Source organism: Streptomyces sp. NPDC043952, assembly GCF_056435325.1.
The window spans coordinates 118,564-142,674 of the sequence record NZ_JBWKES010000003.1 but is presented as its reverse complement, the minus strand read 5'-3'; the positions used below and the strand labels follow the sequence as shown (position 1 = coordinate 142,674).

At 72.7% G+C, this 24,111-nt stretch carries 19 protein-coding genes and 2 pseudogenes; 14 read left to right on the top strand and 7 right to left on the bottom strand.

Annotated features, from left to right (window positions below; genetic code table 11):
* Positions 1-138: 138 nt before the first annotated feature.
* Positions 139-1,419 carry an LmeA family phospholipid-binding protein gene (locus tag AC069R_RS04415; RefSeq protein ID WP_478764425.1) on the top strand — a complete coding sequence of 427 codons (1,281 nt, stop codon included), beginning with the start codon at positions 139-141 and terminating at the stop codon, positions 1,417-1,419.
* 28 nt (positions 1,420-1,447) lie between these two features.
* Here the strand turns inward: AC069R_RS04415 and AC069R_RS04410 are convergent, their stop codons facing one another.
* On the bottom strand, positions 1,448-2,329 hold the full coding sequence (locus AC069R_RS04410) for an SDR family NAD(P)-dependent oxidoreductase (protein ID WP_478764423.1): 882 nt from the start codon (positions 2,327-2,329) through the stop codon (positions 1,448-1,450).
* A gap of 68 nt (positions 2,330-2,397) precedes the next feature.
* Here AC069R_RS04410 and AC069R_RS04405 point away from each other — a divergent pair, with 68 nt between their 5' ends.
* The gene (locus AC069R_RS04405) at positions 2,398-3,066 is read left to right on the top strand and encodes a TetR/AcrR family transcriptional regulator (RefSeq protein ID WP_478764421.1); all 669 of its coding nucleotides are present in this window, start codon (positions 2,398-2,400) and stop codon (positions 3,064-3,066) included.
* Positions 3,067-3,279: 213 nt separating this feature from the next.
* On the opposite strand, the gene AC069R_RS04400 is transcribed toward AC069R_RS04405, so the two are convergent.
* The gene (locus AC069R_RS04400; protein ID WP_478764420.1) at positions 3,280-4,038 is read right to left on the bottom strand and encodes a TetR/AcrR family transcriptional regulator; all 759 of its coding nucleotides are present in this window, start codon (positions 4,036-4,038) and stop codon (positions 3,280-3,282) included.
* 134 nt (positions 4,039-4,172) lie between these two features.
* On the opposite strand from AC069R_RS04400, the gene AC069R_RS04395 reads away from it, so the two are divergent.
* The 12 genes and pseudogenes from AC069R_RS04395 to AC069R_RS04340 all read left to right on the top strand — a co-directional run bounded on the left by AC069R_RS04395 (position 4,173) and on the right by AC069R_RS04340 (position 15,906).
* On the top strand, positions 4,173-5,363 hold the full coding sequence (locus AC069R_RS04395; protein WP_478764418.1) for a cytochrome P450: 1,191 nt from the start codon (positions 4,173-4,175) through the stop codon (positions 5,361-5,363).
* A gap of 7 nt (positions 5,364-5,370) precedes the next feature.
* Positions 5,371-5,592, top strand: coding sequence for a ferredoxin (locus tag AC069R_RS04390; RefSeq protein ID WP_478764416.1), 222 nt, complete (start codon positions 5,371-5,373; stop codon positions 5,590-5,592).
* Positions 5,593-5,737: 145 nt separating this feature from the next.
* Positions 5,738-6,154, top strand: a complete 417-nt coding sequence (locus tag AC069R_RS04385; protein WP_478764414.1) for a hypothetical protein — start codon at positions 5,738-5,740, stop codon at positions 6,152-6,154.
* 202 nt (positions 6,155-6,356) lie between these two features.
* Positions 6,357-6,800 (top strand): MarR family winged helix-turn-helix transcriptional regulator, encoded by a 444-nt coding sequence (locus AC069R_RS04380; RefSeq protein WP_478764412.1) that lies wholly within the window; start codon positions 6,357-6,359, stop codon positions 6,798-6,800.
* A 122-nt stretch (positions 6,801-6,922) separates the two neighbouring features.
* Positions 6,923-9,142, top strand: a complete 2,220-nt coding sequence (locus AC069R_RS04375) for an MFS transporter (RefSeq protein WP_478764753.1) — start codon at positions 6,923-6,925, stop codon at positions 9,140-9,142.
* Positions 9,143-9,406: 264 nt separating this feature from the next.
* Entirely contained in the window at positions 9,407-10,594 is a 1,188-nt protein-coding gene (locus tag AC069R_RS04370) for an acyltransferase family protein (protein ID WP_478764410.1), read from the top strand.
* 218 nt (positions 10,595-10,812) lie between these two features.
* Positions 10,813-11,230: pseudogene (locus tag AC069R_RS04365) on the top strand (class I SAM-dependent methyltransferase); the annotation flags it as partial.
* 255 nt (positions 11,231-11,485) lie between these two features.
* Complete coding sequence (locus tag AC069R_RS04360; protein ID WP_478764409.1) at positions 11,486-12,382, top strand: STAS domain-containing protein; 897 nt, start codon at positions 11,486-11,488, stop codon at positions 12,380-12,382.
* On the top strand, positions 12,379-12,759 hold the full coding sequence (locus AC069R_RS04355; protein ID WP_397982420.1) for an STAS domain-containing protein: 381 nt from the start codon (positions 12,379-12,381) through the stop codon (positions 12,757-12,759). The genes AC069R_RS04360 and AC069R_RS04355 overlap by 4 nt, the downstream gene beginning before the upstream one ends.
* Positions 12,759-13,205, top strand: coding sequence for an anti-sigma regulatory factor (locus tag AC069R_RS04350; protein WP_478764752.1), 447 nt, complete (start codon positions 12,759-12,761; stop codon positions 13,203-13,205). The genes AC069R_RS04355 and AC069R_RS04350 overlap by 1 nt, the downstream gene beginning before the upstream one ends.
* A complete protein-coding gene (locus AC069R_RS04345) occupies positions 13,202-14,239 on the top strand; it encodes a SpoIIE family protein phosphatase (RefSeq protein WP_478764406.1) in 1,038 nt (345 codons plus the stop codon). The genes AC069R_RS04350 and AC069R_RS04345 overlap by 4 nt, the downstream gene beginning before the upstream one ends.
* Positions 14,236-15,906, top strand: a complete 1,671-nt coding sequence (locus AC069R_RS04340) for a PP2C family protein-serine/threonine phosphatase (protein WP_478764404.1) — start codon at positions 14,236-14,238, stop codon at positions 15,904-15,906. Before AC069R_RS04345 ends, AC069R_RS04340 begins: the two co-directional genes overlap by 4 nt.
* Before the next feature lie 49 nt (positions 15,907-15,955).
* Here the strand turns inward: AC069R_RS04340 and AC069R_RS04335 are convergent, their stop codons facing one another.
* The 5 genes and pseudogenes from AC069R_RS04335 to AC069R_RS04315 all read right to left on the bottom strand — a co-directional run bounded on the left by AC069R_RS04335 (position 15,956) and on the right by AC069R_RS04315 (position 24,110).
* On the bottom strand, positions 15,956-16,198 hold the full coding sequence (locus tag AC069R_RS04335) for a chaplin (protein WP_478764402.1): 243 nt from the start codon (positions 16,196-16,198) through the stop codon (positions 15,956-15,958).
* A 130-nt stretch (positions 16,199-16,328) separates the two neighbouring features.
* Entirely contained in the window at positions 16,329-18,593 is a 2,265-nt protein-coding gene (locus AC069R_RS04330) for a catalase (RefSeq protein WP_478764401.1), read from the bottom strand.
* Positions 18,594-19,023: 430 nt separating this feature from the next.
* Positions 19,024-20,487 (bottom strand): aminotransferase class I/II-fold pyridoxal phosphate-dependent enzyme, encoded by a 1,464-nt coding sequence (locus AC069R_RS04325; RefSeq protein ID WP_478764399.1) that lies wholly within the window; start codon positions 20,485-20,487, stop codon positions 19,024-19,026.
* Between the two features lie 130 nt (positions 20,488-20,617).
* Positions 20,618-23,158, bottom strand: a complete 2,541-nt coding sequence (locus tag AC069R_RS04320) for a discoidin domain-containing protein (protein ID WP_478764397.1) — start codon at positions 23,156-23,158, stop codon at positions 20,618-20,620.
* Positions 23,159-23,292: 134 nt separating this feature from the next.
* Positions 23,293-24,110, bottom strand: a pseudogene (locus AC069R_RS04315) (inositol monophosphatase family protein).
* Position 24,111: the final 1 nt, after the last annotated feature.

The following is a 24,111-nucleotide window of genomic DNA, read 5'->3' as shown; positions in this document are numbered from 1 at the left end:
CGTCGCCGACAGTCTCCAACGGCGGCCGGGCACAAGCGAGTTGAGCGCTACTCGATAACGCGTGCGAATCGGGCCATTCCCGGTCCAACCCCTCACCAGAGTTGCGAGCCCGGTTGGGTTATGTGATCAAATCTGCCGATGCGTACCCCCCACACCTCGACGCATCACACCACTCACTCCGACGGACCCGGCCCCCACCGGGTTCCGTCCGGGCGAAGTCCGTACGATGAACTGGCCGCGCTCGCGGACGATCCCCCCGGCGATCCGGCGGACGGCCCGACCGACAGTGCGCTGGACGACTTCCTGCGCGCGGACGACGCCCCGGACCGGCCGGAGGAGGACGCCGACGAGCCCTGGACGCCACCCAACCACAGGCGCCGGGGCCGCCGCCGCAACCGCGCCACCGGGCTGCCCACCCTGCTCAGGCTGACCGTCTGGGCGCTCACCTTCGCCTGCCTCGTCGCCCTGGCCGACCGCTGGGCACTGCTCTACGCCGAGCGCCAGGCCGCCGACCGGCTCAAGGACCGGCTGCAGCTGACCGCCACGCCCGAGGTGCGGATCGGCGGCTTCCCCTTCCTGACCCAACTGCTCGACCAGCGGCTGGACTCGGTCCAGATCACCGTCCCGGACGTGCCGGCGAACCGGGTCACCCTGACCCAGGTCACCGCCACCGCGCACGACATACGCATCGACGGCGACGGACCGACTGCCGTACGCGGAGCCCTCGTCCGGCAGCTGCACGGCCAGGTCCTGCTGTCCTTCGCCGACATGAACCGTGAACTGGGCGCCTCCCAGGTGGCGTTCAGCGCACTGGGCCCCGACCGGATCAGGGCGCTCGGCTCGCTGCGCGTCGCCGGGCAGGACGTGCGGGTGCGCGCCGACGCCCGTGTCGGGCGCGACGGGGACCGCGGCATCAGCACCTCGGTGGACGGGATACGGCTGGACATCGGCGACCTCGCGACCTACCGGCCCGGTACCGGCCCTGCCGAGGGGCTGCATCTCACCAAGGCCGCCGCGCGCCGGGTCACACGGGAGGCGGACAAGATCAAGGCGCTGCTGGGCGTCCCGGAGATCGTGCACCGCCTGGGCGTGCCGGACAGCGCGGTGGACGCCGCACTGCACGACGAGGACAAGCTCCACCGGCTCACCGGCGCACCGCGCTTCCTGCACCAGCTGACCCGGCTGAACCTGATGGACCTGGCGCTCGCCCACCCCGAGGTGCTCAAGCGGCTCGGCGTCGACCTGTCCCTGCTCACCTCGCTGACCAAGCTGACCCGCCCGCAGATCGCCGACCGGTTCGACTTCGCCTTCCGGATCCCCGAACCGCCCTCCGGCGCGCTGCGCGTCCAGCGGGTCGCGGTGGACAAGGACGGGGTGCACGTCTACGTCAGCGGGGCGGGGCTGCTGCTGGGCAAGTGAGCGGCCCCGGACGGGGACCGGCCCGCGCTCACGCGGGCTCCTGCGACGGGAGCGGTACCGGGTAGGGCTCGCCGAAGTCCGCCGAGCGGCTGACCTCCTCCCAGGCGCCCGCCTCGGCGAGTTGGCGGCGGGAGTAGTCCAGCGCCATGGTCACGGCGTTCACCCCGAGCAGGAGATGGCTCGGGACGTCGCCGCGCCGCACGGTGCGGACGATGATCTCGGCGGCGCGGCGCGGGTCACCGGCCGCGCCGGCCGTGTTCTGCCGCATCAGCCGGTTCATCGCGCCCACGGTCGCGTCGTAGGCCTCGGGCACGTCGTGGACGGTCATGGAGGAGCCGGCCCAGTCGGTGGCGAAGCCGCTCGGCTCGACCACCATGACCCGCACCCCGAACGGCGCGGTCTCCGTCGCCAGCACCCGGCTGAAGCCGTCCACGGCGAACTTGGCCGCCTGGTACGACGCGATGCCCGGCGAGCCGCCTACCCGGCCGCCGATCGAGGAGAACTGCACGACGGTGCCGGCCCCCTGCCGGCGCAGGACCGGGAGGGCGGCCTTGGTGACGTGGTAGACGCCCCAGAAGTTGGTCTCGAACTGGGCACGGAAGTCGTCGTCCTCGGTCGTCTCGATGGGCGAGACGTTCGCGTAGCCCGCGTTGTTCACGAGCACGTCGATGCGTCCGAAGCGGGCGACGGCCGCCTCGACGGCCGCGCGTGCCGCGTCCGGGCTGGTGACGTCCAGGGCGAGGGGCAGGACGCGGTCGCCGTACCCGGCGAGTTCTTCCGAAAGGGTCTCGGGGCGGCGGGCGGTGGCCACGACGCGGTCGCCCGCCTCCAGCGCGGCGGTGACCAGGGCGCGGCCGAAGCCGCGCGACGAACCGGTGATGAACCAGACGCGGGAATCCTGTGCACTCATAGTGTTAGTACAACACCGTTCTCTTATTAGCGCAACACCGTTGCCTTAAAGCTTTCTATGATGTCCGCATGAGTGAGCCTGCCTTTCAGCGTGCGCGCAGTGCCGAGGCCAAACAGGCACGGGAAGCGGCGATCCTGGACGCCGCCCGGACGCTCGGCCGGGTGCGGGGGGTGCGGGACGTCACCCTCACGGACATCGCCGGAGCCGTGGGCATGCACAAGTCCGCGCTGCTGCGCTATTTCGAGACGCGGGAGCAGATCTTCCTCGCGCTGACCGCCGAGGGCTGGCGGGAGTGGTCCGCCGAGCTCCGCGCCGACCTGGGCCGGCGGGCCGGGGCCACGCCCGCCGAGGTGGCGGCCGTGTTCGCGGGCACGCTGGCGGCGCGCCCCATGTTCTGCGACCTGCTCGCACAGGCGCCGCTCAACCTGGAGCGGAACGTGTCGACCGAGTCGGTGCGCTCCTTCAAGCTCGTCACCCTGAAGGAGGTCGAGCTGATCGTCGGCGAACTGGGCCGGCTGCTCGGTCTCGACGAGCAGCAGGGCGTCGACACGATCGCGACGGCGACGAGTCTCGCCGGGGCGCTGTGGCAGATGGCCACGCCCGGCCCCCGCCTGCGCGAGCTGTACGCCGGCGATCCCCGGTTCGCCCACGCGGTGGTGGAGGTGGAGCCGCGGCTGAACCGGGTGCTCGGCGCGTATCTCACGGGGCTCGGGGTGAGCTCGGCGGCGGCCACCTGAGACCGGCGGCGCCGCCTGAAACGACGGGCGGCGGCCACCCGAGACCAGCGAGCCGTGGCCGCCTCGGACCAGCGGGCGGTGACCGCCAGGGACCAGCGAGCCATGGCCGCCAGGGACCAGCGAGCGGCGGCCACCCGAGACCGGCGGGCGCCGGCCGCTTGAGACCGGCGGGCGGATGCCACCGCGCCCGCACTCGACGCCGTACCGCGGCGGCTACGACCGCGCGCCGGGCCGCTCCTCCGCCGGGCCGGCCCCCGGCTTCGCCCCCGCCTCCTCCCCCGGTCCGACCCCGGTCCCCGCCTCCATCCCTTCCCCCGGTCCGACCCCCGTCCCCGCCCCCCTCTCCTCCCCCGGCGCGACCGGCAGCAGCCGGTCCAGTGCCGCGAGGACGTGCGCGCAGACCGTGTCCGGGTCGGCGCTCGCCAGCGGTTCCTGGCCGACGACGACGCGCATCAGGCCGATCCCGAGCAGCCAGGCCATGGCGAGCTGGGCGCGCAGGGTGCCGTCCTCGGCCCCCGAGAGGGCGGCGAGCGCGGCGGCGTACTCCTCGCCCAGCGCGCGGACCGTCTCCGGGGCGGCGTCGGCGCCGCCGATGGAACGGAGGTAGACGGCGAGCAGCCGGTCCGCGCCGGCGCCGCCCTGGGGCGCGAGGACGCCGCGCAGCGCGGTTTCGAACAGCCGCTCCGGCGGGGTGCTGCTCACCTGCGCCTTGCCGTCCTGCGCCATCACCTCGGCGAGGAGGGCCTTTTTCGAGCCGAAGTAGCGGAATATGAGCGCCTGGTTCACCCCGGCGCGGGCGGCGATGTCCCGGACCGTGGCGGCCTCGTAGCCCCGCTCGGCGAAGACCGCGCCGGCCGCGCGCAGGATGCGTGCGCGGGTCTCCCTGGCGTCGCGCGGGCGCTGCGGCGGCTCCCCGTCCGGTGCGCCGCCGGCGCTCCGGTGCCGGTCCTGCGTGTACTCGCCGCCGTCCACCCGCTGCTCCTTCGCCGCCCCGCGCCCGCGCGCATCCCGACCGGACCCGCAGAGTAACGGCCGATTAGCGTCGTTGCGCGCCCGGTGCGCGGCTCCTAGCGTTGTAAGCGTGTGCTTACACAAGGGAGACAGCTGTGACGGCAACGGACCAGACACCCCTCGCCTACCCCTTCAACTCCGGCCAGGACCTCGATCTGTCCGAGGCGTACGACCGCGCCCGTGACACCCCCGGACTGCTGCGCGTACGGATGCCGTACGGGGAGCCGGCCTGGCTCGCCACCCGGTACGCGGACGCCCGGCTGGTCCTCGGCGACCAGCGGTTCAGCCGTGCGCTGAGCCTCGAACACGACGAGCCGCGGGCCTCCGAGGGCCGCCGGGACAGCGGGATCCTCAGCATGGACCCGCCCGACCACACCCGGCTGCGCTCGCTGGTGGCGAAGGCGTTCACCGTGCGCCAGGTGGAGAAACTCCGACCGCAGGTACGGCAGTTGACGGCGTCCCTGCTGGACGCGATGGAGGCGGCGGGGCCGCCCGTCGATCTGGTCGACCGCTATGCGCTGCCCATCCCGGTGGCGGTGATCTGCCGGCTGCTCGGGGTGCCGGAGCGCGACCGCCCCCAGTTCCGCGTGTGGAGCGACGCGGCACTGTCCACCAGCTCGCTGACGGCCGAGGAGTTCGACCGCAACCGCGAGGAACTGCGCGCCTACATGGCCGAGTTGATCGCCGCGCACCGGGCCGAGCCGCGGGACGACCTGATGACCGCGCTGATCGAGGCCCGCGACCACGGCGACCGGCTGTCGGAGCTGGAGCTGGTCGACCTGTGCGTCGGCATCCTGGTGGCCGGCCACGAGACCACCGCCACCCAGATCCCCAACTTCGTGCTCACCCTGCTCGATCACCCGCAGGCGCTGGCGCGGCTGCGTGCGGAGCCCGAGCTGATCACGGGCGCGATCGAGGAGCTGCTGCGGTTCGTCCCGCTGGGCAGCGGGGCCGGCCAGGCCCGGTACGCCAAGGAGGACGTCGAGGTCGGCGGCACCCTGGTACGGGCCGGCGAGCCGGTGCTGGTCGCCATCGGGGCGGCCAACCGGGACGCGCTGCGCTTCACCGACGCCGGGACGCTCGACCTCACCCGCGCGGGCAACGCGCACCTCGGCTTCGGCCACGGCGTGCACCACTGCCTCGGCGCACCCCTCGCCCGGCTCGAACTCCAGGAGGCCATCGGCGCGTTGGTGGCCCGCTTCCCGTCGCTGCACGTCGCCGGGGACATCACCTGGAAGACCGAGATGCTGGTGCGCGGGCCCCGCGTCCTGCCGGTGGGGTGGTGAGGCGGCGATGAGCTGGCGGCTGAGCGTGGACCGGGGCCAGTGCATGGCGTCCGGCATGTGCGCGGGGACCGCGCCGGACCTGTTCGTCCTCGACGGCGACCATGCGCGTCCGGTGCGCGAGCGGATCCCGGAGGGCGAGGAACGCGCCCTGGAGGCGGCCGACATCTGCCCGATGCAGGCCATCACCGTGCAGGACGCCGACGGGAAGGAGATCGGGCCCCGCGAGTGACGCCGGACCGGCTGTTACAAGACGGGGACAAACCAGCAGTGAACGCCCGCGCCCGTGGTGTCGTCGTTCCAAGTGACCGCGCCAATCGACATGTTCCTCTCCTTTGGCGTGAACAGTCGAACTCACCACAGAAAAGGACAGATTCATGATGGTCACGAAGCGGCGTTCCCTGCGCGTTGCCGTCGTCGGCGTCCTGGGCGCGGCCTCGCTCGCCCTCGCGGGCTCGGCGATGGCCGCCACCCCGGCCACCCACACGGCGGCTCCCGCCGCCCCTGCGGCCGCGACTGCCAAGCCCGCCATCACGGCCACGCCGTCGGTGTCCTCGGTGCCCGCCTGGACGCTGTTCCGGATCACCGGCAAGACCACCGGCATCAAGGCGGGCAGCACGGTGACCCTCCAGCAGAAGCAGCGCGGCAAGTGGGTCGCCCTGCCCGCCTCCGCGCCCGTCAACCGCAGCGGCTCCTACGCGCTCCGCGCCGAGCTGGGCCTGAAGGGCAAGAACGAGCTGCGGATGGTCAGCGGCAGCACGGCGTCCCCTGTTTTCGACGTCACGGTCCGCTGAGCGACCGCTTCTCCGCGCAAACCCCCGAAAAACCGGTGCCGGGACGGATTCACCGTCCCGGCACCGGCGTGTCCGGAAGTTCTTACGAAGATTTTCATAGGGTTCCTATATAGGCGGGTGATACTTAAAGAGTGTGGATCACTCTCACAGAGATGCGGACGTACAGCGGACCGCACAGTCACTGGCGGATACGGCGTCTGCCGTGATCAGAGTCGTGACGGACCACCGGGACCTCAGTTTCACCGCGGCCTCCACCCTGGCTCGGCTGGAACGCGAGGGCCCGGTCCGGCTCACGCTCCTCGCGGCGGCGGAGGGCGTGGCCCAGCCGTCCATGACCCAGTTGGTGCAGCGGCTGGAGCGCCAGGACCTGGTCATGCGCGTCGGTGACGCGGTGGACGGCCGGGTGACGCTGATCGCCGTCACGGACGCCGGGCGGCAGGTGCTCGCCGCCCGCCGGCGGTCACGGGACGCACGCCTGGCCGACCTGATGGCCAAGCTGCCGGACGACGACCGGCACGCGCTCGCCGAGGCCATGCGCGTCGTCGCCCCGCTCGTGCGGCGCATGCTCGCCGACCCCGCCCAGAGCGCTCGACCCGCCCAGAGCGCCCCCCTGCCCGAACGGCCTGACACCGGGAGCGACCGATGACGACCAGGGAGACCGACCGCATACCCGGCGCCTCCGAGACCGGGCAGCACCGCCGGCGCGGCTGGATCGGCGCCGATCACCCCGGCTACAAGTGGGTGGCGCTGACCAACACCACGGTGGGCATGCTGATCGCCACGATCAACAGCTCGATCGTGCTGATCTCGCTGCCCGGCATCTTCACCGGCATCCGCCTGGACCCGCTGGAACCCGCCAACGTCAGCTATCTGCTGTGGATGCTGATGGGCTACATGCTCGTCACCGCGGTACTGGTCGTGGCGCTCGGCCGGCTCGGCGACATGATGGGCCGGGTCCGCATCTACAACGCGGGCTTCCTGATCTTCACGGTCACCTCGGTGATCCTCTCGCTCGACCCGTTCCACGGCGGCAGCGGCGCGCTGTGGCTGATCGGCTGGCGCATCGTGCAGGCCGTCGGCGGCTCGATGCTGATGGCCAACTCGGCGGCGATCCTCACCGACGCCTTCCCGGCGCGCCAGCGCGGCATGGCCCTCGGCGTCAACATGGTGGCGGGCATCGCCGGTTCCTTCCTCGGTCTGGTGCTCGGCGGTGTGCTGGTCACCTGGAACTGGCGCTCCATCTTCTGGGTCAACGTGCCCATCGGCCTGATCGGCACGGTGTGGGCGTACAAGTCGCTGCACGAGACCGGCATCCGCAGGCCGGGGCGGATGGACTGGTGGGGCAACATCACCTTCGCCCTCGGCCTGACCGCGCTGCTCGCCGGGATCACCTACGGCATCCAGCCGTACGGCGGCCACACCATGGGCTGGTCCAACCCCTGGGTGCTGGCGGGCCTGATCGGCGGCGCCGTGATGCTCGCGGTCTTCTGCCTGGTGGAGGCCAAGGTCCCCGAACCGATGTTCCCGCTGCGGCTGTTCCGCGACGCGGCCTTCGCCGGCGGCAACGCGGCCACCCTGCTCGGCGCGATCGCCCGCGGCGGGCTCCAGTTCATGCTGATCATCTGGCTCCAGGGCATCTGGCTGCCGCTGCACGGCTACGACTACGCCGACACCCCCCTGTGGGCGGGCATCTACATGCTCCCGCTGACCATCGGCTTCCTGCTCGCCGGGCCGCTGTCGGGCGCGCTGTCGGACAAGTTCGGGGCGCGGCTGTTCGCGGCGTGCGGCTTCCTGGTGATGGCGGTGTCGTTCGCCGGGCTGCTGGTCCTGCCGAGCGACTTCTCCTACTGGGTGTTCGCCGCGCTGATCTTCCTCAACGGGCTCGGCGGCGGCCTGTTCGCCGCCCCCAACACGGCGATCATCATGTCCAGCGTCCCGGCCGACGCCCGCGGCGCGGCCTCCGGGATGCGCGCCACCTTCCAGAACGCGGGCATGGTGCTGTCCATGGGCGTGTTCTTCTCGCTCATGGTTGCGGGACTCGCCGGAACCCTCCCCGACACCCTCACCACCGGTCTGACGGCCCAGGGCGTGCCCGCGGGGGCCGCGCACACGGTGGCCCAACTCCCGCCGGTCGGCGTCCTGTTCGCCGCGTTCCTCGGCTACAACCCGATCCAGCACCTGCTCGGCCCGGACATCCTGGGCCACCTGTCCCCGTCCGCCGCGGCACACCTCACCGGCCGCGAGTTCTTCCCGCACCTGATCTCCCAGCCGTTCCACGACGGCCTGGTCGTGGTCTTCTCCCTCGCCATCGCGATGTCGCTGGCGGCGGCGGGCGCGTCGCTGATCCGCGGCCGCCGGACGGAACCGGTACCGGCGGGCGCGCCGTCCCCCGCGCCGGCCTCACCCACCGCCGCGGAAACCCGGAGCGCCGTCGAGGACAAGGGCACGGCGGCGACGACCACCGCGCCGCCCGCCGCCGGGGTGGTGCGCGGCCGGGTGTACGACAGCGCCGGGCAGCCCCTCGCGCGGGCGACCCTCACCCTGGTCGACCGTTCCGGGCGGCAGCGGGCGATCGGCAGCACCGGTCCCGACGGCGCGTACGAACTGACGCCGGGTGAGCCCTCGTCGTACACCCTGGTCGTCTCGGCAACCGGGCACCATCCGCGGGCCGTGCAACTCGACGCCGGCGCCGGTCCCGTCGTACCGGACGTCACCCTGGCGGGCCTGGGCAGGGTCCACGGCACGGTGCGCCACGAACACACCGGCCAGCCGGTCCCGGACGCGCGCATCACCCTGCTGAGCGCCTCGGGCGAGGTGGTCGCCTCGGCCGCGACGGACGCCGAGGGCGCGTACACCCTGCGGAACCTGGCTCCGGGGGCGTACACCGTCGTCACCTCGGGCTACGGGCCCGTCCTCGCGGACGTGACGCTGGGCGAGGGCACGTCCTGCGAGGTGGACCTGCACGTGGGGCACCCGGACGCCGACTGAGGCCAAAGACGGCGAAGGGGCGCGGTTCCATGGACCGCGCCCCTTTCACGTGCGCGCACGCCAGGGTGTGACGCCGGGGGCGCGCCGCCAAGCGGTGGAGACCGTGTCGCTCGTACGGGTGTAGCGGGGGTGATGTCCGTGGCGCGTGCGGGGTTGCCTCGTTCGGCATCTGTGTGATGTTCGGCATGCGATGTGATGGAAGGGGGTGAAGCGGGCAGCAGTCCCCTTCGTTCCTCACACCAACCCTCTGCGGCAGGTGATTCGATGACCACGGCGACGACCCGGACGCTCCGGACGACGCCGCTCGCTCCGACCGGCACGACGAACTCCCGTGTTCCACCCGCCGCCAATCCCTCCCTGCCGTCCCTGACGGGGCTGCGGTGGATGGCGGCGCTGCTGGTGTTCGGACTGCACGTCAACAACTTCGGCTACTTCGGCGGCACCGGCGGCCATCTGGTCAGCTGGGGCTTCGGCGCCGGTGCCACCGGAGTGTCGTTCTTCTTCGTCCTGTCGGGATTCGTCCTGACCTGGTCGGCCCGGCCGGGCGACAGACCACTCGCCTTCTGGCGGCGGCGCATCGCCCGGATCTACCCGGTGCACCTGGTCACCCTCGCCGTGGCCCTGCTGATGGCCCTCACCCTGGCGCACCAGGGCGATCCCGCGCCCGAGCCGGCGCTCGCCAACGTCCTGCTGCTGCACTCCTGGTGGCACCCCTGGTGGCAGACGCTCAACCCGGTCAGCTGGTCGCTGGCCTGCGAGGCGTTCTTCTACGCCGCCTTCCCGCTGCTGATCCTGCTGCTGCGCCGCCTCGGGGCGCGCGCGCTGACCGCGCTGGGCGCCCTGGCGGCGGTCTCGGTGCTGGTGCTGGCCTGGTCGGACGCGCACCACTGGTGGACGTACACGCTCTATTCGTTGCCCGCGGCCCGGCTGCCCGAGTTCGTGCTCGGCGCGGTCACCGCGCGGCTGGTGCTGCTCGGCCGGTGGCGCGGGCCGGGGCTGGAGGCGTCGCTCGCGCTGGCGATCATCGGCTACTTCCTGGTACCCCAGGTCACCCCCGGCTACTCCGCCACGGTGTGCACCCTCACCGGGTTCGCCCTGCTCATCCCGGCGGCGGCGGTCGCCGACCTGAACGGGCTGCCGTCACTGTGGCGGCACCGGCGGCTGGTGCGGCTCGGGGAACTGTCGTTCGCCTTCTACATGATCCATCTGCTGGTGCTGCGCTCCACCACCAACCTCCTGGGCACCAAGCCCCACTTCGGGGTCCTCGCGGGGCTCGCCGTCACCGCGACCGCGTTCGCCGTCTCGCTCGGGCTCTCCTGGGTGCTGTACGAGGCGGTCGAGTGCCCGGCCCGGCGGCTGCTGCTGCGCCGGCGTCGCTCCGCGACGCGGCAGGCGCCGCGGCCGGACCCGGTTCCGGCCCGCCGTGAGGCCCCCGCGACCGCGCCGGACTGAGCAGGAGCCGCCGAACCCCTCGGAAAAGTGCCCCTCGGTCGGCCTCCAAGTGCCGTCCGAGGGGCCCTGCTTAGGCCCGTGGGCCCCCGTCGGCGGGGCCCGGCACCCGGCCCCCGCCCGGCCCGCCGCACCTCCCCAGACCGGCGCCACGGCCCTCGGCCCAACCCCGCTGACCTGGTGCGATGCGTCGTACGCCCCTGGGTTCTCCGCATCGGAGGGAGGACCGGATGGCGTCCTGTCCGGACCGCGGTCTGGTGCCGCGCGGGCGGGCGCTGGACCTCGGCTGCGGTCTCGGGCGCAACGCGCTGTTCCTGGCCGAGCGCGGCTTCGAGGTGGACGCCGTCGACCTGTCCCCCTCGGCGATCCAGCGGGCCGGACGGCAGGCGCGGGAGGCGGGCCTCGATGTCCGTTTCCTGCACGGTGATGCCTTCGCGCTCGCGGCGGACACCCTGCGCGGACCGTACCGGCTGATCCATGACTCGGGCTGCTTCCACCAGCTGCCGCCGCGAGGAGATCGAACTGCGTGCCATGCGGCCCCAGCCGCCCGGTTCCGCGCTGTTCGGGGAGCCCTTTCTGTGGACGGCCCTGTTCCGCCGGCCGGTCCCCGGTGCGGGGCGCGCGCACCCGGAAGAGTGACATCCGCAACAGTCGGGCACGTCTCGCGGAATGCGGGGTAGACGGCCACCCGGCAGCCGCGCCGGACCGGAGCGGCTACCGGCGCCGGGAAGGTGGTCACCGGGTCGGCTGATGCCGCGGACTCCCCTTGCCACAAGGGGAGTTGGCACGTCAGCGCCCTTCTCGGGTTGGTCCGGCCGGGAGGCTGGGGCTAGGGTGCCCAAACGGTGAAGATCAGCTGCCGGCCGGCGGCTCCCGGTTGGGTGAGAGGAGAGTGTGACAGTGCCGAAGGAGCAGGACGCGGCCGCATCGGCGCCGCAATTGGTGGGTTCCTTCCTGGAGCGACGCCAGGAGCAGATCGCCCAGCGATGGGCGGACGCGCCCCTGTTCAGGTCGGTGTTCACGGTCTCCCGCGACGAGGCGGTCGAGGCCAGCAAGGCGGTCGTGGACGCCCTGTCCGACGTGGCCGTGAGCGGACGCCTGGAGGACACCGGGGCGCCCGGATACGAGCCGGTGCGCGAGCAGCTGGGCCGGATGACCCAGAACCGGGCCCGCACCGGTGCGACGCCGTCCGGCATCGCCGACGAGGTGGCCGCGCTGCGCACCCCCGCCGTCGAACTGCTGCGCGAGGAGTTCGCCGACCCGACCGCCCCGCAGGCCCAGGAATGCGTGCTGACGCTGACCCTGCTGCTGGGCACCCTGCGTCTGGTCGTACTGGAGACCGCCCTGGACGCGGGCGCCGAGCTGATCGAGCGGCAGCGCCAGCAGCTGCTCGAAGTGGCCACCCCCGTCATCAAGTTGTGGGAGCACACCGTCGCCGTCCCGCTGATCGGGACCCTGGACAGCGCCCGCAGCCAGGTCGTGATGGAGTCGCTGCTGGAAGCCATCGTCGAACAGCGCGCCCGGTACGCCATCCTGGACATCACCGGCGTGCCCACGGTGGACTCGCTGGTCGCGCAGCACCTGATGAAGACGGTGGCCGCCGCGCGGCTGATGGGGGCCGAGTGCATCGTCTCCGGCATCCGCCCGGCGATCGCGCAGACGATCGTGCAGCTCGGCATCGACCTGGGCTCGGTGCTCACCCGCGCCTCGCTCGCCGACGCGCTGGCCTACGCGCTGGGCCGGCAGGGCATCGAGGTCTCCCGTGCGCAGACGGGTACGAGCGCCCGGTGAACGAACCCGCCCCGATCCACCCGGCCCCCGTGCCGGTGCTCGCCCTCGGCGACATACTCCTCGTCTCGCTCCAGGGCGAACTGCACGACGGCCTCGCCGAGCAGTTGCAGCAGGACCTCAGTCACCGCATCGCCACCACCGGGGTCAGCGGAGTGATCATCGACATCTCCGGAGTGGACATCGTCGACTCCTTCCTCGGCCGGGTGCTCGCGGAGATCGCGTCCACCGCCCGGCTGCTCGCCGCCCGTACCGTCCTGGCCGGAATGCGGCCCGCCGTCGCGATCACCCTGGTCGAGCTGGGCCTCGCGCTGCCCGGTCTGACCACCGCGCTGGACGTCGACCGGGCCATGGAAGTGCTGTCCCAGAGGGGGAGATGATGCAGCCGTCCGGCCAGGCGTCCGCGACCATCGTGCCCATCGGTTCGGACGCGGATCTGGCCTGGGTGCGGCAGCAGGTGCGGCAGTGCGCGGCGGCCCTCGGATTCGGTCTGGTGCAGCAGACGAAGCTGGTCACGGCGGCGAGCGAGCTGGCCCGCAACACCCTGGTGCACGGCGGCGGCGGGCACGCGGAGATCACCCCGCTGGACAACGGCCGCGCCCGCGGCCTGCGGATGCGCTTCATCGACAGCGGGCCCGGCATCCGCGACCTGGAGCTGGCCATGACCGACGGCTACACCTCCGGCGGCGGCCTGGGGCTCGGGCTCAGCGGTGCCAAGCGGCTGGTGCAGGAGTTCAGCGTGGACACCGAGCCGGGCCGGGGCACCACCGTCACGGCCGTCGCCTGGGTGACCCAGGTGCCCGCGTCGCGATCGGGGCTGGGATGAGCCGGGTCTGGGAGGTTCCGGTGCACGACCCCACGCGCGTCCGGGACACCTGTACGGCGGTGCGTGAGGCGTGCGCACGGGCGGGGCTCGGCCCGGAGCGTACGGCGGCCGGGGAGCTGGTGGCCGCCGAGCTGGCCACCAATCTGCTCCGGCACGCGGGCGGCGGCACCCTGCTGGTCAACCTGGTGACACCGCCGTCGGGCACCGGCACCTCGGTACGGCTGTTCACGCTGGACCACGGGCCGGGCATCGCCGATGTCACGGCGGCCCTGCGCGACGGCTGCACCACCGCCGGGCCCTCCCTCGGCGCGGGCCTCGGAAGCTGTCTGCGCAACGCCGACGCCTTCCACCTGTACGGCGCTCCGGGCCGGGGCACGGTGGCGACGGCGCGGATCGACGCGGAGCGCACGCGCGACGGCGGGGTTGTTCAGGGGCCCTCGGCCGGCGGCGTCGTCATAGCGCTCGACCGGGCCGGGACCTCCGGTGACGCCTGGGAGTGCGTGCGCCACGAGGGGCGGGTGACCCTGCTGCTCGCGGACGGGCTGGGGCACGGGCCCAAGGCGGCGCACGCCTCCGTCGCGGCGGTCGATGAGCTGCGGCGGACCGCCCACCTGCCGCCCGAGGAGATCCTGCGGCGGCTGCACACCGCCCTGCGCCCCACCCGCGGGGCCGCGGTCGCCGTGGCCCAGGTGGACACGGCGAAGGGGGACATCGGCTTCGCCGGGGTCGGCAACATAGGAGGCCGGTTGCGTACCCCGGACGGGTGGACGTCACTGGTGTCGCATCCGGGGATCGTCGGGGCGTACTTCCCGGCGCACGTCCCCTTGCGCCGGGCGCCGTGGCACCGGGACAGTCTGCTCGTACTGCACAGTGACGGGCTGCCCAGCCGCTGGACCCCGCCCGAGGACCCCCGGCTGCTCGCCCACGATCCGTCGGTGCTGGCCGCGACCGTCCTGCGGGACGCGGGCAGCCCCGCCCGCCCCCCGCGCGACGACACCAGCGTCGCCGTACTCGCCCCGGACCGGCACCCATGACCACGACCACCGACACCTGGACCCTGACCGGCCCCGTCGACGCGGCCCGCGCCCGTGCCCTGCTGGCCCGGCTCACGGCGGACGCGGGGGTGCCGGCCCGCGACCGCGCCCGTTTCCTGGCCGCGCTGACCGGTCGGCTGCGGCCGTGCCACGAGGGGCGGCCGCTGCGGCTGACCGTGACCGCCGGCGACGACGGCCTCCGCGTCGCCGTGGACGGACCCGAGCCCTGGCGGCACACGCTGGCCTGCCCCGCTCCCCTGCCCCGGCCGCTGCCCCGGCCCGGCGACCTGACCGAGACGGACCTCGCCGAGGCGCTGCTCGGCGCGGGCGAGGACACCGCCGCCGTCCTCGCGGGACTGGACGAGGCGGAGGAACTGGTCCGGTTCCACCGGGAGGAGTTGCACCAGACCAACCAGGGTGTGCTCGCGCTGCACGCCGAGCTGGAGGCGGCCGCGCTGGCGCAGCGGGAACTGCTCGACGCCGAGCGGTCGGCGCGCGCCGAGGCGGAGAACGCCCGCCGGCTGCTGACCTTCCTCGCCGACGCCAGCGCCGCCCTCAACGCCTCCCTCGACCACGAGGACATCCTGCGCCGGCTGCCCAAGCTGCTCGTGCCGGAGTACGCCCGGCACGTGGACGTATGGCTGGTGGACGACGAGCGGACCCCGCCCGCCGAACGCGCCGCGGCCGCGGTGACGGCCGCCCGCACCGGGCGCCCCCAGCACGCGGCGCCGCATCCCGGCGGCCTGCCCGGCGTGCACGATCTGCCGGCCTCCGCGCTCTCCCCCGACCGGCCGCTGCTGTGCCTGCCGCTCGGCGCGCGCACCGTGCAGGGCGTGCTGACCCTGTCGGCGCCCGGCGAGCGGTTCGCGCCGGACACCGCGGTGATGCTGCTGGAGCTGGCCCGGCGGGCGGGCATCGCATTGGACAACGCCCGCCAGTACGAGCAGCATCGGGACGTCGCCGAGGCGCTACAGCGCGCCCAGCTCACCGAGTTGCCGGACACCGCGGGGCTCGCGCTCGCGGCACGCTATCTGCCGGCCACACACGGGCTGAACATCGGCGGCGACTGGTACGACGCGTTCCCCGGACCCGACGGCAGTGTGCTGGCGGTGATCGGGGACGTCACCGGGCACGGGCTGCGGGCCGCGGTGATCATGGGTCAGCTGCGGACCGCGCTGCGCGCCTACGCGGTCGAGGGCAACGGGCCCGCCCGCATCCTCACCCTGCTGCACCGGATGCTGCGCCATCAGCAGCCGGAGCTGTACGCGACCTGTGCCATCGCCCGGTTCACGCCCGGCGAGCCCGGTGTGGTGTGGGCGGCGGCCGGGCATCCGCCCGCGCTGGTGCGCGGCCCCGGCGGCGAGGTGCGGGTGCTGGACGCCAAGCCGGGAATCATGCTCGGCGTCCCGGTGCCCTACGAGTACGAGGAGCACCGCGAGGAGTTGCCGGCCGGTGCCACGCTCGCGCTGTACACGGACGGCCTGGTGGAGCGCCGGTCCGCCGGCATCGACGCGGGCATCGAGCGGCTGGCGCGGGCCCTGGGCGGGCTCGGCACGGCGGAGCTGGAGCAACTGGACGCGGCGGCCGACGCGCTGCTCAAGCCGATGCTGCGGGACTCCGAACACGACGACGACATCTGCCTGTTGCTCTGCCGCACCGCCCCCTGACGCACCCGTGCGCCGGTCCCCGGCGGGGAACCGGCGCACGGGCGTGCCGTCACTGGTTGGCGCAGGCGTTGCCCGTGGTCGGATTCAGCAGACCGATGACGTCGATGCTGTCGCCGCAGACGTTGACGGGGATCTGGACCGGGACCTGGATGACATCCCCGGAGATGACGCCCGGACTGCCCACGGCCGTGCCGGTCGTCGGGTCGGGGTCGGCCGCAAAGGCGCCGGCGGCGCCGCCCAGCGCGAAGACACCTGTGAGGACGGCCGTGGTGGCGATGCTGCGGATGCGCATGAATCTGCCTTACTGGTCGAAAGGTTAGGGACAGCACCATCACACCCGGCCCCCGCGGTGTCCGCCTCTTCGGATACGCCGACGGGGTGGCCCCCTTCGGAGGGAACCACCCCGGCTCGGACGGATGTGCTCAGGCTGCGGACGGGAAGCGCTCCCAGACCCGGTGCGCGCCCAGCAGCCCGACGAGCTGCTGAAGCACCGAGTTCGCGTCGTCGCCGGCGATCACGCCGGGCGCGTCGAGCGGCAGGCCGGCCGCCTCCAGTGCCGCCTGGCCGCCCTTGGCGGCGCCGATGGCCTTGCCGTGCCGGTATGCCTCCGCCAGCAGCAGCCCCACCCGCGGGTCCGGGGTGGAGGGGCCCGAGGGCAGACCGGCCTTGGCGTCGCGGGCGCCGTACGCGTCCTCGCCGACGCCCGGCGTGCCCGCCACCAGCAGGGCGTCGAACTCCACGGAGCGCGCGGTGGCGTAGGTCCGCTGCACGGTCAGGGCGTCACCGCCGGAGCCGAGCTTGCCGCCCTTGGGGGCGATGACGAGCGGGACCATGCCGCCGTCCAGTACCGCCTGGCGGACGGCCGCCACGCCGTCGAGGTCGCCGTCCTCGCCGGTGATGATGCCGATGATCCGGCCGTCGGTGGGCCAGGTGTGGCCGACCTGGGACAGGGCGGGGCTGGGCGCGACGTCGGCGAGCGGCTCGGTGGGCTCGGGGGCGGGCAGGCCGAGCCCGGCGGCGACGCCCGCGCACAGCTCGGGGTCGATGTTCGCGAGGACCTGCAACGCCCGCTCCCGGATGGCCTGTTCGTAGCACTTGGCCAGCTCGAAGGTGTAGGCGCCGATGATGTGCTCGCGCTCCACCGGGCTCATGCTCAGCCAGAACCGGCGCGGCTGGCTGAAGTGGTCGGCGAACGACTCCGGGGCCTCGCGGACCTTGGTCGCCTCCGGCACCCGTACCGGCGCCTCGACGTAGGCGCCCATGTCGGCGCCCGCGGTGAACGGGCAGCCGCCGTCGAGGGAGTTGGGGCGGTAGGGGGCCACACCGCGGTGCACGGCGGTCTGGTGGAAGCTGTCGCGCAGCATGTCGTTGACCGGCGCGTGCGGCCGGTTGATCGGGATCTGCGGGAAGTTGGGGCCGCCGAGGCGGGTGACCTGGGTGTCCAGGTAGGAGAAGAGGCGCCCGGCCAGCAGCGGGTCGTCGGTGATGTCGATGCCGGGGACGAGGTGGCCGACGTGGAAGGCGACCTGCTCGGTCTCGGCGAAGAAGTTCGAGGGGTTGCGGTCGAGGGTGAGCAGCCCGATCGGCTGCACCGGGGCCAGTTCCTCGGGGACGATGTTCGTCGGGTCCAGCAGGTCGATGCCCTCGAAGGTCTGGTCGGGGGTGTCGGGGAAGGTCTGGATGCCGAACTCCCACTCGGGGTAGGCGCCCGCCTCGATCGCGTCGGCGAGGTCCCGGCGGTGGAAGTCGGGGTCCACGCCGCTGATGATCTGCGCCTCCTCCCACACCAGGGAGTGCACGCCCAGCTTCGGCTTCCAGTGGAACTTCACCAGGGTGGTCTCGCCGGCCGCGTTGACCAGGCGGAAGGTGTGGACGCCGAAGCCCTCCATGGTGCGGTACGAGCGCGGGATGCCCCGGTCGGACATGTTCCACAGGGTGTGGTGGGTGGCCTCGGTGTGCAGGGTGGCGAAGTCCCAGAAAGTGTCGTGGGCGCTCTGCGCCTGCGGGATCTCCCGGTCGGGGTGCGGCTTGCCGGCGTGGATGACGTCCGGGAACTTGATCGCGTCCTGGATGAAGAAGACCGGGATGTTGTTGCCGACCAGGTCGAAGACGCCCTCGCTGGTGTAGAACTTCGTGGCGAAGCCGCGGGTGTCGCGGACGGTGTCGGCGGAGCCGCGGGAGCCGAGGACCGTGGAGAAGCGCACGAACACCGGGGTCTCGACGTCCTCGGCGAGGAAGGCGGCCTTGGTGACGTTGGCCGCCGTGCCGTAGCTGCGGAAGACGCCGTGGGCGCCGGCGCCGCGGGCGTGCACCACGCGCTCCGGGATGCGCTCGTGGTCGAAGTGCATCACCTTCTCGCGCAGATGGTGGTCCTGGAGCAGGACCGGGCCGCGCGGTCCCGCCTTCAGGGAGTGGTCCGTGTCGGGGAGGCGGGTGCCCTGCGCGTTGGTGAGATAGCTGCCGCTCTGGGCCATCCGGGCCTGGTCGGCGCCGGTGGGCTGGCCGGTCGGCGAGACGGTGTCGGGGCCGGTCTGGTCGGGCTTGGGGGGCAGCGGTTCACGGGCCTCGGTCGGCTCGGCGACCGGCGGTGACTCGGGTCCCGGCTTGCCGGGGATGCCCTCCTCCGGGCCCTCGCCCATGCCCTTCAGGGCGTCCGCCGCTCGCTTCAGGGGATTCTTCTCGCTCATCAGTTCCATTCCTTCGCTGGTCACGGGACGGGCCCGGCGCGGCGGGACGCGATGGCCGGATATTTCCGGCCATGAGTGCATAAAGGGGGTGGGCCGGGCCTGGTACCGAGGTCCCCGGGCCGGGGCGTCCGAAACCGGGAATCGGGGGATTTCCGGCCGGGGTGAAGTCGGGCCGTCTCCCGTCGCGTTGCCGGGACAGCTGACCCGCCGGACACGCTGGTCCGGACCCGGAGACCGCTCGGGCAGGGTCAAGTCCCCCTTGCCGAGGGCGGGTTGGTCGGGGGCCGGTTTCTTGACCCGGTGGAGGGCAGCACCCGGCCGCCCGCATACGACACCCTAGGGGCTGACCCGGATGCGCGCAGTCCGGCACGGCCGCTCGGGCGCGCCCGGAACCCGCCTGGCGGCACGGGTCCGGGGCGGCCCGGAGGGGTCAGTCGCGGGCCACGACCCGCAGGGTCTTCAGCGAGGGGTCCGCCGCGTCCGCGATCAGGAAGCCGTGCTCGACGCCGCTGCGCAGGTAGTCCACCACCTCGTCGGTGATGACCTCACCGGGCGCCACGACGGGTACGCCGGGCGGGTAGGGGCTGATCATCTCGGCCGCGATCCGCCCGGCGGCACGCTCGGCCGGTACCTGCTCGGCGGGCCCGAAGAAGGCCGTGCGGGGCAGCATCGCCTGTTCCAGTTCGAGGACGGCGGGCTCGGGCAGGTGCACCGCGGGCCGCCGTTCGATCGAGCCGGCGTTGTCGACCAGGGTGCGCAGCGAGTCCACGAGGATCTTCTCGGTCCCGTCGTCGTCGGCGTAGGTGATCGAGGCGTTGATCCGGCAGCTGTCCGAGCCGCCCATGTCCACGTGGCAGTGAGCGCGCAGCCACTCGGTGGCCTGCATGCCGCTGATGCCGAGGTCCCGTACGTCCACGACGATCTTCATGGGGTCGAACTCGGCGGCCAGCCCCTCCTCGATGACCTCGCCGCCCATCACGTCGAGACCGGGGATCTCGCGCAGCACGGCGCGGATCCGTTCGGCGCGGTGCAGGGCGGCGTCCAGCAGTTCGTGGCCCCGCTCGGCCATCTGGCGCCGCCAGCCGTCCAGGGCGCCGTACACCAGGGAGGAGGCGCTGGTGGTGCCGAGCAGGTCCTCGCGCTGTTTGAGCACCGCGGGGTCGACGCGGTCGCCCTGGAGGTGGAAGACCGAGCTCTGCTCGATGGCGCCGCCCATCTTGTGGACGCTGGTGACCACGAGGTCGGCGCCGGCGTCCATGCCCCAGGTGGGCAGGCCGGGGTGGAAGGGCAGATGGGCGCCCCACGCCTCGTCCACGATGAGCGGCACGTCCAGCTCGTGGCAGGTGTCGGCCACGCCGCGGATGTCCGCGCAGGTGCCCCAGTCGGTGGGCGTGATCAGCAGCATGCCCTTGGCGTCGGGGTGCTCACGCAGTTTGCGCCGTACGTCGTCGGGCTCGGGCGGATGGGCCAGATGGCGCTCGGTGTCGAACTTGGGGTGGACCCAGACCGGCTCCACGCCGTTGATGATCACCGCGGCGATGACCGACTTGTGGGCGTTGCGGGACAGCAGCAGCTTCTCCCCCGGCCCCGCGACCGACAGCATCGCGGTCTTGACCGACAGGGAGCTGCCGCAGGTGGAGAAGAAGGCGCGTTCGGCGCCGACGGCGTCCGCCATCAGGTCCTGGGCCTGTTCCAGCACGCCCTGGGACTGGCGGCGGTCGTCGAGGCCGTTCAGGCTGAGCACGTCGGAGCGGAAGACGTCGAGGCCGAGGACGTCGGCGACCCGTGGATCGGTGCCGCGTCCCTGCTTGTGTCCGGGCGGTCCGAACACCACGTCTCCCCGGCGCCGGAATTCCTCCAGGGACTCCAGTACGGGTGCGCGCGAATGGTCCATGCGTCCTCCTGATCGGTGCCGTACCGCACGGGTTGCACCGGTCGGGCGGGGCCAAACCCTGGAGGACGCACTCCGCCTCGTCGGGCGCCCCCGGGGCCGGTGCCGGACCGGTCCCAGGGGCGCGGCGGGCTCACGGGAAGGACGTCACCTTGGACGGGACGGTGCTGGTCCCCGAGGTGGCCGCTCCGGTGCTGTTGACGACGTGGGCGTACTGGCCGTTGCCGCCGAGGGAGATCACCAGCAGGTCGTGCAGCTTGATGCCGGGTCCGGTGGGCACCTGGAAGCCCTGGGCCTGCACGATGGAGGGGTCGGCGGTGTAGTTGCAGTAGCTGCCCAGGCCCCAGGCCTCGTGCGTGGTGACCGAGTCGTCCACCTTGTAGGCCGCGTAGCCCACGATGCCGTCATGGGTGATGGCGGCGGCGTTCGGGGCGTCGTACGCCTTCTCGTTCTGGAAGAAAATGGTCCGGCCGCGTTGTCCGCTCCAGTAGACGTCGTACTTGTTGAAGTGTTCGACAAACAGGCCGGTGGCGAGGACGTCGTCGCCGTTGACCCGCAGGCCGTAGTCCGCGCGGTTGGTGGTCCAGCCGACGCCGCTGCCGTGGTCGGCGCGCCAGATCCAGGTGTGGTCGATGATCGTGTCGTCGCTGTTGACCACCAGCGAGTTGGTGGCCAGGCCGGGGCCCGCGCCGCCGATGCGGAAGAACACGTCCTGCACGGTGGTGGGGTTCGCGGAGTGGTCGGCACTCGCGCCGGGGTCGCCGATGCGTACGAGCGTGTCGGAGTTGACGGGTCCGGCGTCGATCAGCAGCCCGGCCAGCTTGACGCCGTCGACATCGGCGACGTGCACGGCGTCGACGCCGTTGTCCGGGACCAGGGTGGCGAGCCCGAGGCCGAGGACGACAGTGTTGGCGCGGGTCACGTCGATGGTCTGATCCAGGTGGTAAATGCCCGGTGTGAACAAGAGGTTGAGGCCCTGGGCGAGGGCCGCGTTGATGGTGGCCGCGGTCGCGCCCGGCTTGACGACGTAGAACTGGTCGAGCGGCAGGGAGGTGCCCGGCGTGTTCGGCCAGGAGACTCCGCGGGCGTTGGTGCGCTTGGCGGGGACGAACACCTTGTAGGTGGAGCCGTCCAGGTAGAGGAACGGCTTCTCGCGGGAGACGGGCGTGTTGTCCAGGGTGGTGTACGGGCCGCTGTCGAAGTTGGTGGCGGGCGCGCCCTGGACGCCGGAGAAGGTCATGTTCCACACGCCGTTGGTCCAGCCGCCGACCGAGCTGTCGCGGGTGTACCACTGCTGCTGGGAGTACGGGCCGACCGTGCCGTCGATCTTCGAGTCCGCGATGTAGCCGCCGGAGGCCCAGCCGTAGCCGTTCGGGGCCAGGTTGAGGCCGCCCTCGACGTGGATGCGGCGGAACGGCGCGGCCTGGGCGACGGCCCAGCGGTCGTCCCCGTTCGACGGCTTGATGGCGAGGTTCTCGGCCGAACGCCAGAAGTTCTGGGTGGCGTTGCCGTTGAACCAGCCCGCGTCCACGGTGACATCGCCGTTGATCTGGGTGTCGTCGGGGTTGAGGCCGAGCCCGGAGATCGAGGTGTAGAAGCCGATCTGGGCGTTGATGTTGTTGTACGTGCCGGGCTTGAGCAGGAACTGGTAGCGGCCGGTGCCGAACTGGGCGGATTCCTGCTGGGCGAAGACGTCGTCGAACTTCTGCTGGAGGTTCGGCGTGGAGGGGTCGACGACGATGACGTTCGGGCCGAGGTCGCCGCCGCCCTGCACGGGCGGGGTGCCGGTGGTGCCGGTGTGCACGGCGACTTCCCACAGGGAGTAGCCGTAGCCGGTGCCGCGGGCGGTGCCGTAGACGCGCACGTACCGGCCGGTGCCGCTGACGTCGTAGGACGCGGTGCCGCCGGTGGCGCCGGTGACGCTCTTGAGGGTGCTCCAGTTCTGGCCGTCGGCGGAGGACTGGATCTGGAAGTCCTTGCCGTAGGCGGTCTCCCAGTTCAGGTCCACCTTGCACAGGTCCTGGACGGAGCCGAGGTCGACCTGGACCCACTGCGGGTCGGATGCCTGGCTGGACCAGCGGGTGGCGGTGTTGCCGTCGAAGGCGGCGGAGGCGGGGGTGCCGGCGTTCTCGGTGGAGGAGGCGGTGGCGGGCCTGCCCTGGGCCGCGTTGGCGGTGCCGCAGCCCGGCTGCGCGGTGTCGGTGCTGCCGTACACCTGGAACTCCCAGAGGGAGTAGCCCCATGGGGTGGCGCGGTGGACGCCGAGCATGCGGACGTAGCGGCCCTGGCCGGAGACGTCGAGGGTGTCGGCCCCGCCGTCCGAGCCGGTGACGGACTTCAGGTCGGTCCAGTTGACGGCGTCCTTCGATATCTGGACCTTGTAGTCCTTCGCGTACGCGGCCTCCCAGTCGAGGGTGACGCGGGTGACGGAGGCGGTGGCGCCCAGGTCGACCTGGAGCCACTGGTCGTCGGTGGCGGCGGAGGACCAGCGGGTCCCCGTGTCGCCGTCCACGGCATCGGCCGCGGTGGTGCCGTAGTTCTCCTCGGAGGAGGCGGTGGCCGTCTTCCCCTGGGACAACGGGGTGTCGGCGGCCGCGGCCCGGCCGGGGGCGAGGGGCAGGGTGATCAGCGCGGCCATGGCGGCCAGCGCGACACCCGCGGTGCGGAATCTCATGTGCGGCTCCCTGAGGACTGGGGCGAGCCCGATCGCTCACTACTTAGTTCACGTTTTGATTTAAGTGGCGAGACGTGTGGCGCACAAGCCTTCGGAAGCCGAACGTTTCCGGGCAGCCCGTTCCTGACGTTCAGTCAAATACCCTTTGGCGTCTGCCGCCTGACCATCGTGAGGAGCGCGGAGTGGGTGCCGGGGTCGGCGGCGGCGATCAGGCCGCCCCGGCCGGTGTGCACCGGCTCGCCGTACAGGCCGGTGACCGTGCAGCCGGCGGCCTGGCACAGGGCGATCCCGGCGGCGAAGTGCACGCTGTCGGCGAGATGGCCGTCGGTGACGTAGGCGGCGCGGCGCCCGGCGGCGACCCAGGCGACGGCGAGGGTGCTGGAGATCACCCGAGGCCGGAACCATGCGGTGAAGTCGGGGTCGGCGAGCAGCGAAGGGGCCCGGAATCCGGGGGCGTTGGGGAAGGGCGGGTCGAGGTTGCCGTCCACCAGGGCGGAGGCGGCGGACGGGGTCAGCTTCTCCTCGGCCTCGCCGTCGCCTTCGCTCAGCCGCGCCTGGTGGCCGTCGGTCCAGAAGACCTCGCCGGTGAACGGGTCGGCCGTGGCCGCCGCGGTGATCCCGCCGTCCACCCGCAGCGCGACGTTGACGCCGACGAGCCTGGTGCGCACCGCGTAGTTGAGGGTGCCGCACAGGGGTCGACCAGCCAGCGGCGCCGGGCCCCGGCGGCGCCGTCGCTGCCGCTCTCCTCGCCGGTGACGGCGTCCTCCGGGCGGCCGGCGCGCAGCACGTCCAGGATGGCCCGCTCGGCGGCGAGGTCCGCGTCGGTGGCGAAGTCGCCGCCCTTCTCGTACCGCGCGAGCCGGCCGCCGTAGAGGTCGCGTACGACGGCGGCGCCCGCCCGTGCCGCGGTCACGGCCAGGCGGGCGTCGGATTCCCCCTCGGTGATCGTCATA

Bases quoted from the DNA above. Each gene is read 5' to 3' on its own strand.
- AC069R_RS04335 (WP_478764402.1), bottom strand. From the start codon at position 16,198: ATGCGCATCCGCAGCATCGCCACCACGGCCGTCCTCACAGGTGTCTTC.
- AC069R_RS04370 (WP_478764410.1), top strand. From the start codon at position 9,407: ATGACCACGGCGACGACCCGGACGCTCCGGACGACGCCGCTCGCTCCG.
- AC069R_RS04415 (WP_478764425.1), top strand. From the start codon at position 139: ATGCGTACCCCCCACACCTCGACGCATCACACCACTCACTCCGACGGA.
- AC069R_RS04385 (WP_478764414.1), top strand. From the start codon at position 5,738: ATGATGGTCACGAAGCGGCGTTCCCTGCGCGTTGCCGTCGTCGGCGTC.
- AC069R_RS04405 (WP_478764421.1), top strand. From the start codon at position 2,398: ATGAGTGAGCCTGCCTTTCAGCGTGCGCGCAGTGCCGAGGCCAAACAG.
- AC069R_RS04330 (WP_478764401.1), bottom strand. From the start codon at position 18,593: ATGAGCGAGAAGAATCCCCTGAAGCGAGCGGCGGACGCCCTGAAGGGC.
- AC069R_RS04390 (WP_478764416.1), top strand. From the start codon at position 5,371: ATGAGCTGGCGGCTGAGCGTGGACCGGGGCCAGTGCATGGCGTCCGGC.
- AC069R_RS04320 (WP_478764397.1), bottom strand. From the start codon at position 23,158: ATGAGATTCCGCACCGCGGGTGTCGCGCTGGCCGCCATGGCCGCGCTG.
- AC069R_RS04325 (WP_478764399.1), bottom strand. From the start codon at position 20,487: ATGGACCATTCGCGCGCACCCGTACTGGAGTCCCTGGAGGAATTCCGG.
- AC069R_RS04340 (WP_478764404.1), top strand. From the start codon at position 14,236: ATGACCACGACCACCGACACCTGGACCCTGACCGGCCCCGTCGACGCG.
- AC069R_RS04410 (WP_478764423.1), bottom strand. From the start codon at position 2,329: ATGAGTGCACAGGATTCCCGCGTCTGGTTCATCACCGGTTCGTCGCGC.
- AC069R_RS04375 (WP_478764753.1), top strand. From the start codon at position 6,923: ATGCTGATCGCCACGATCAACAGCTCGATCGTGCTGATCTCGCTGCCC.
- AC069R_RS04350 (WP_478764752.1), top strand. From the start codon at position 12,759: ATGCAGCCGTCCGGCCAGGCGTCCGCGACCATCGTGCCCATCGGTTCG.
- AC069R_RS04345 (WP_478764406.1), top strand. From the start codon at position 13,202: ATGAGCCGGGTCTGGGAGGTTCCGGTGCACGACCCCACGCGCGTCCGG.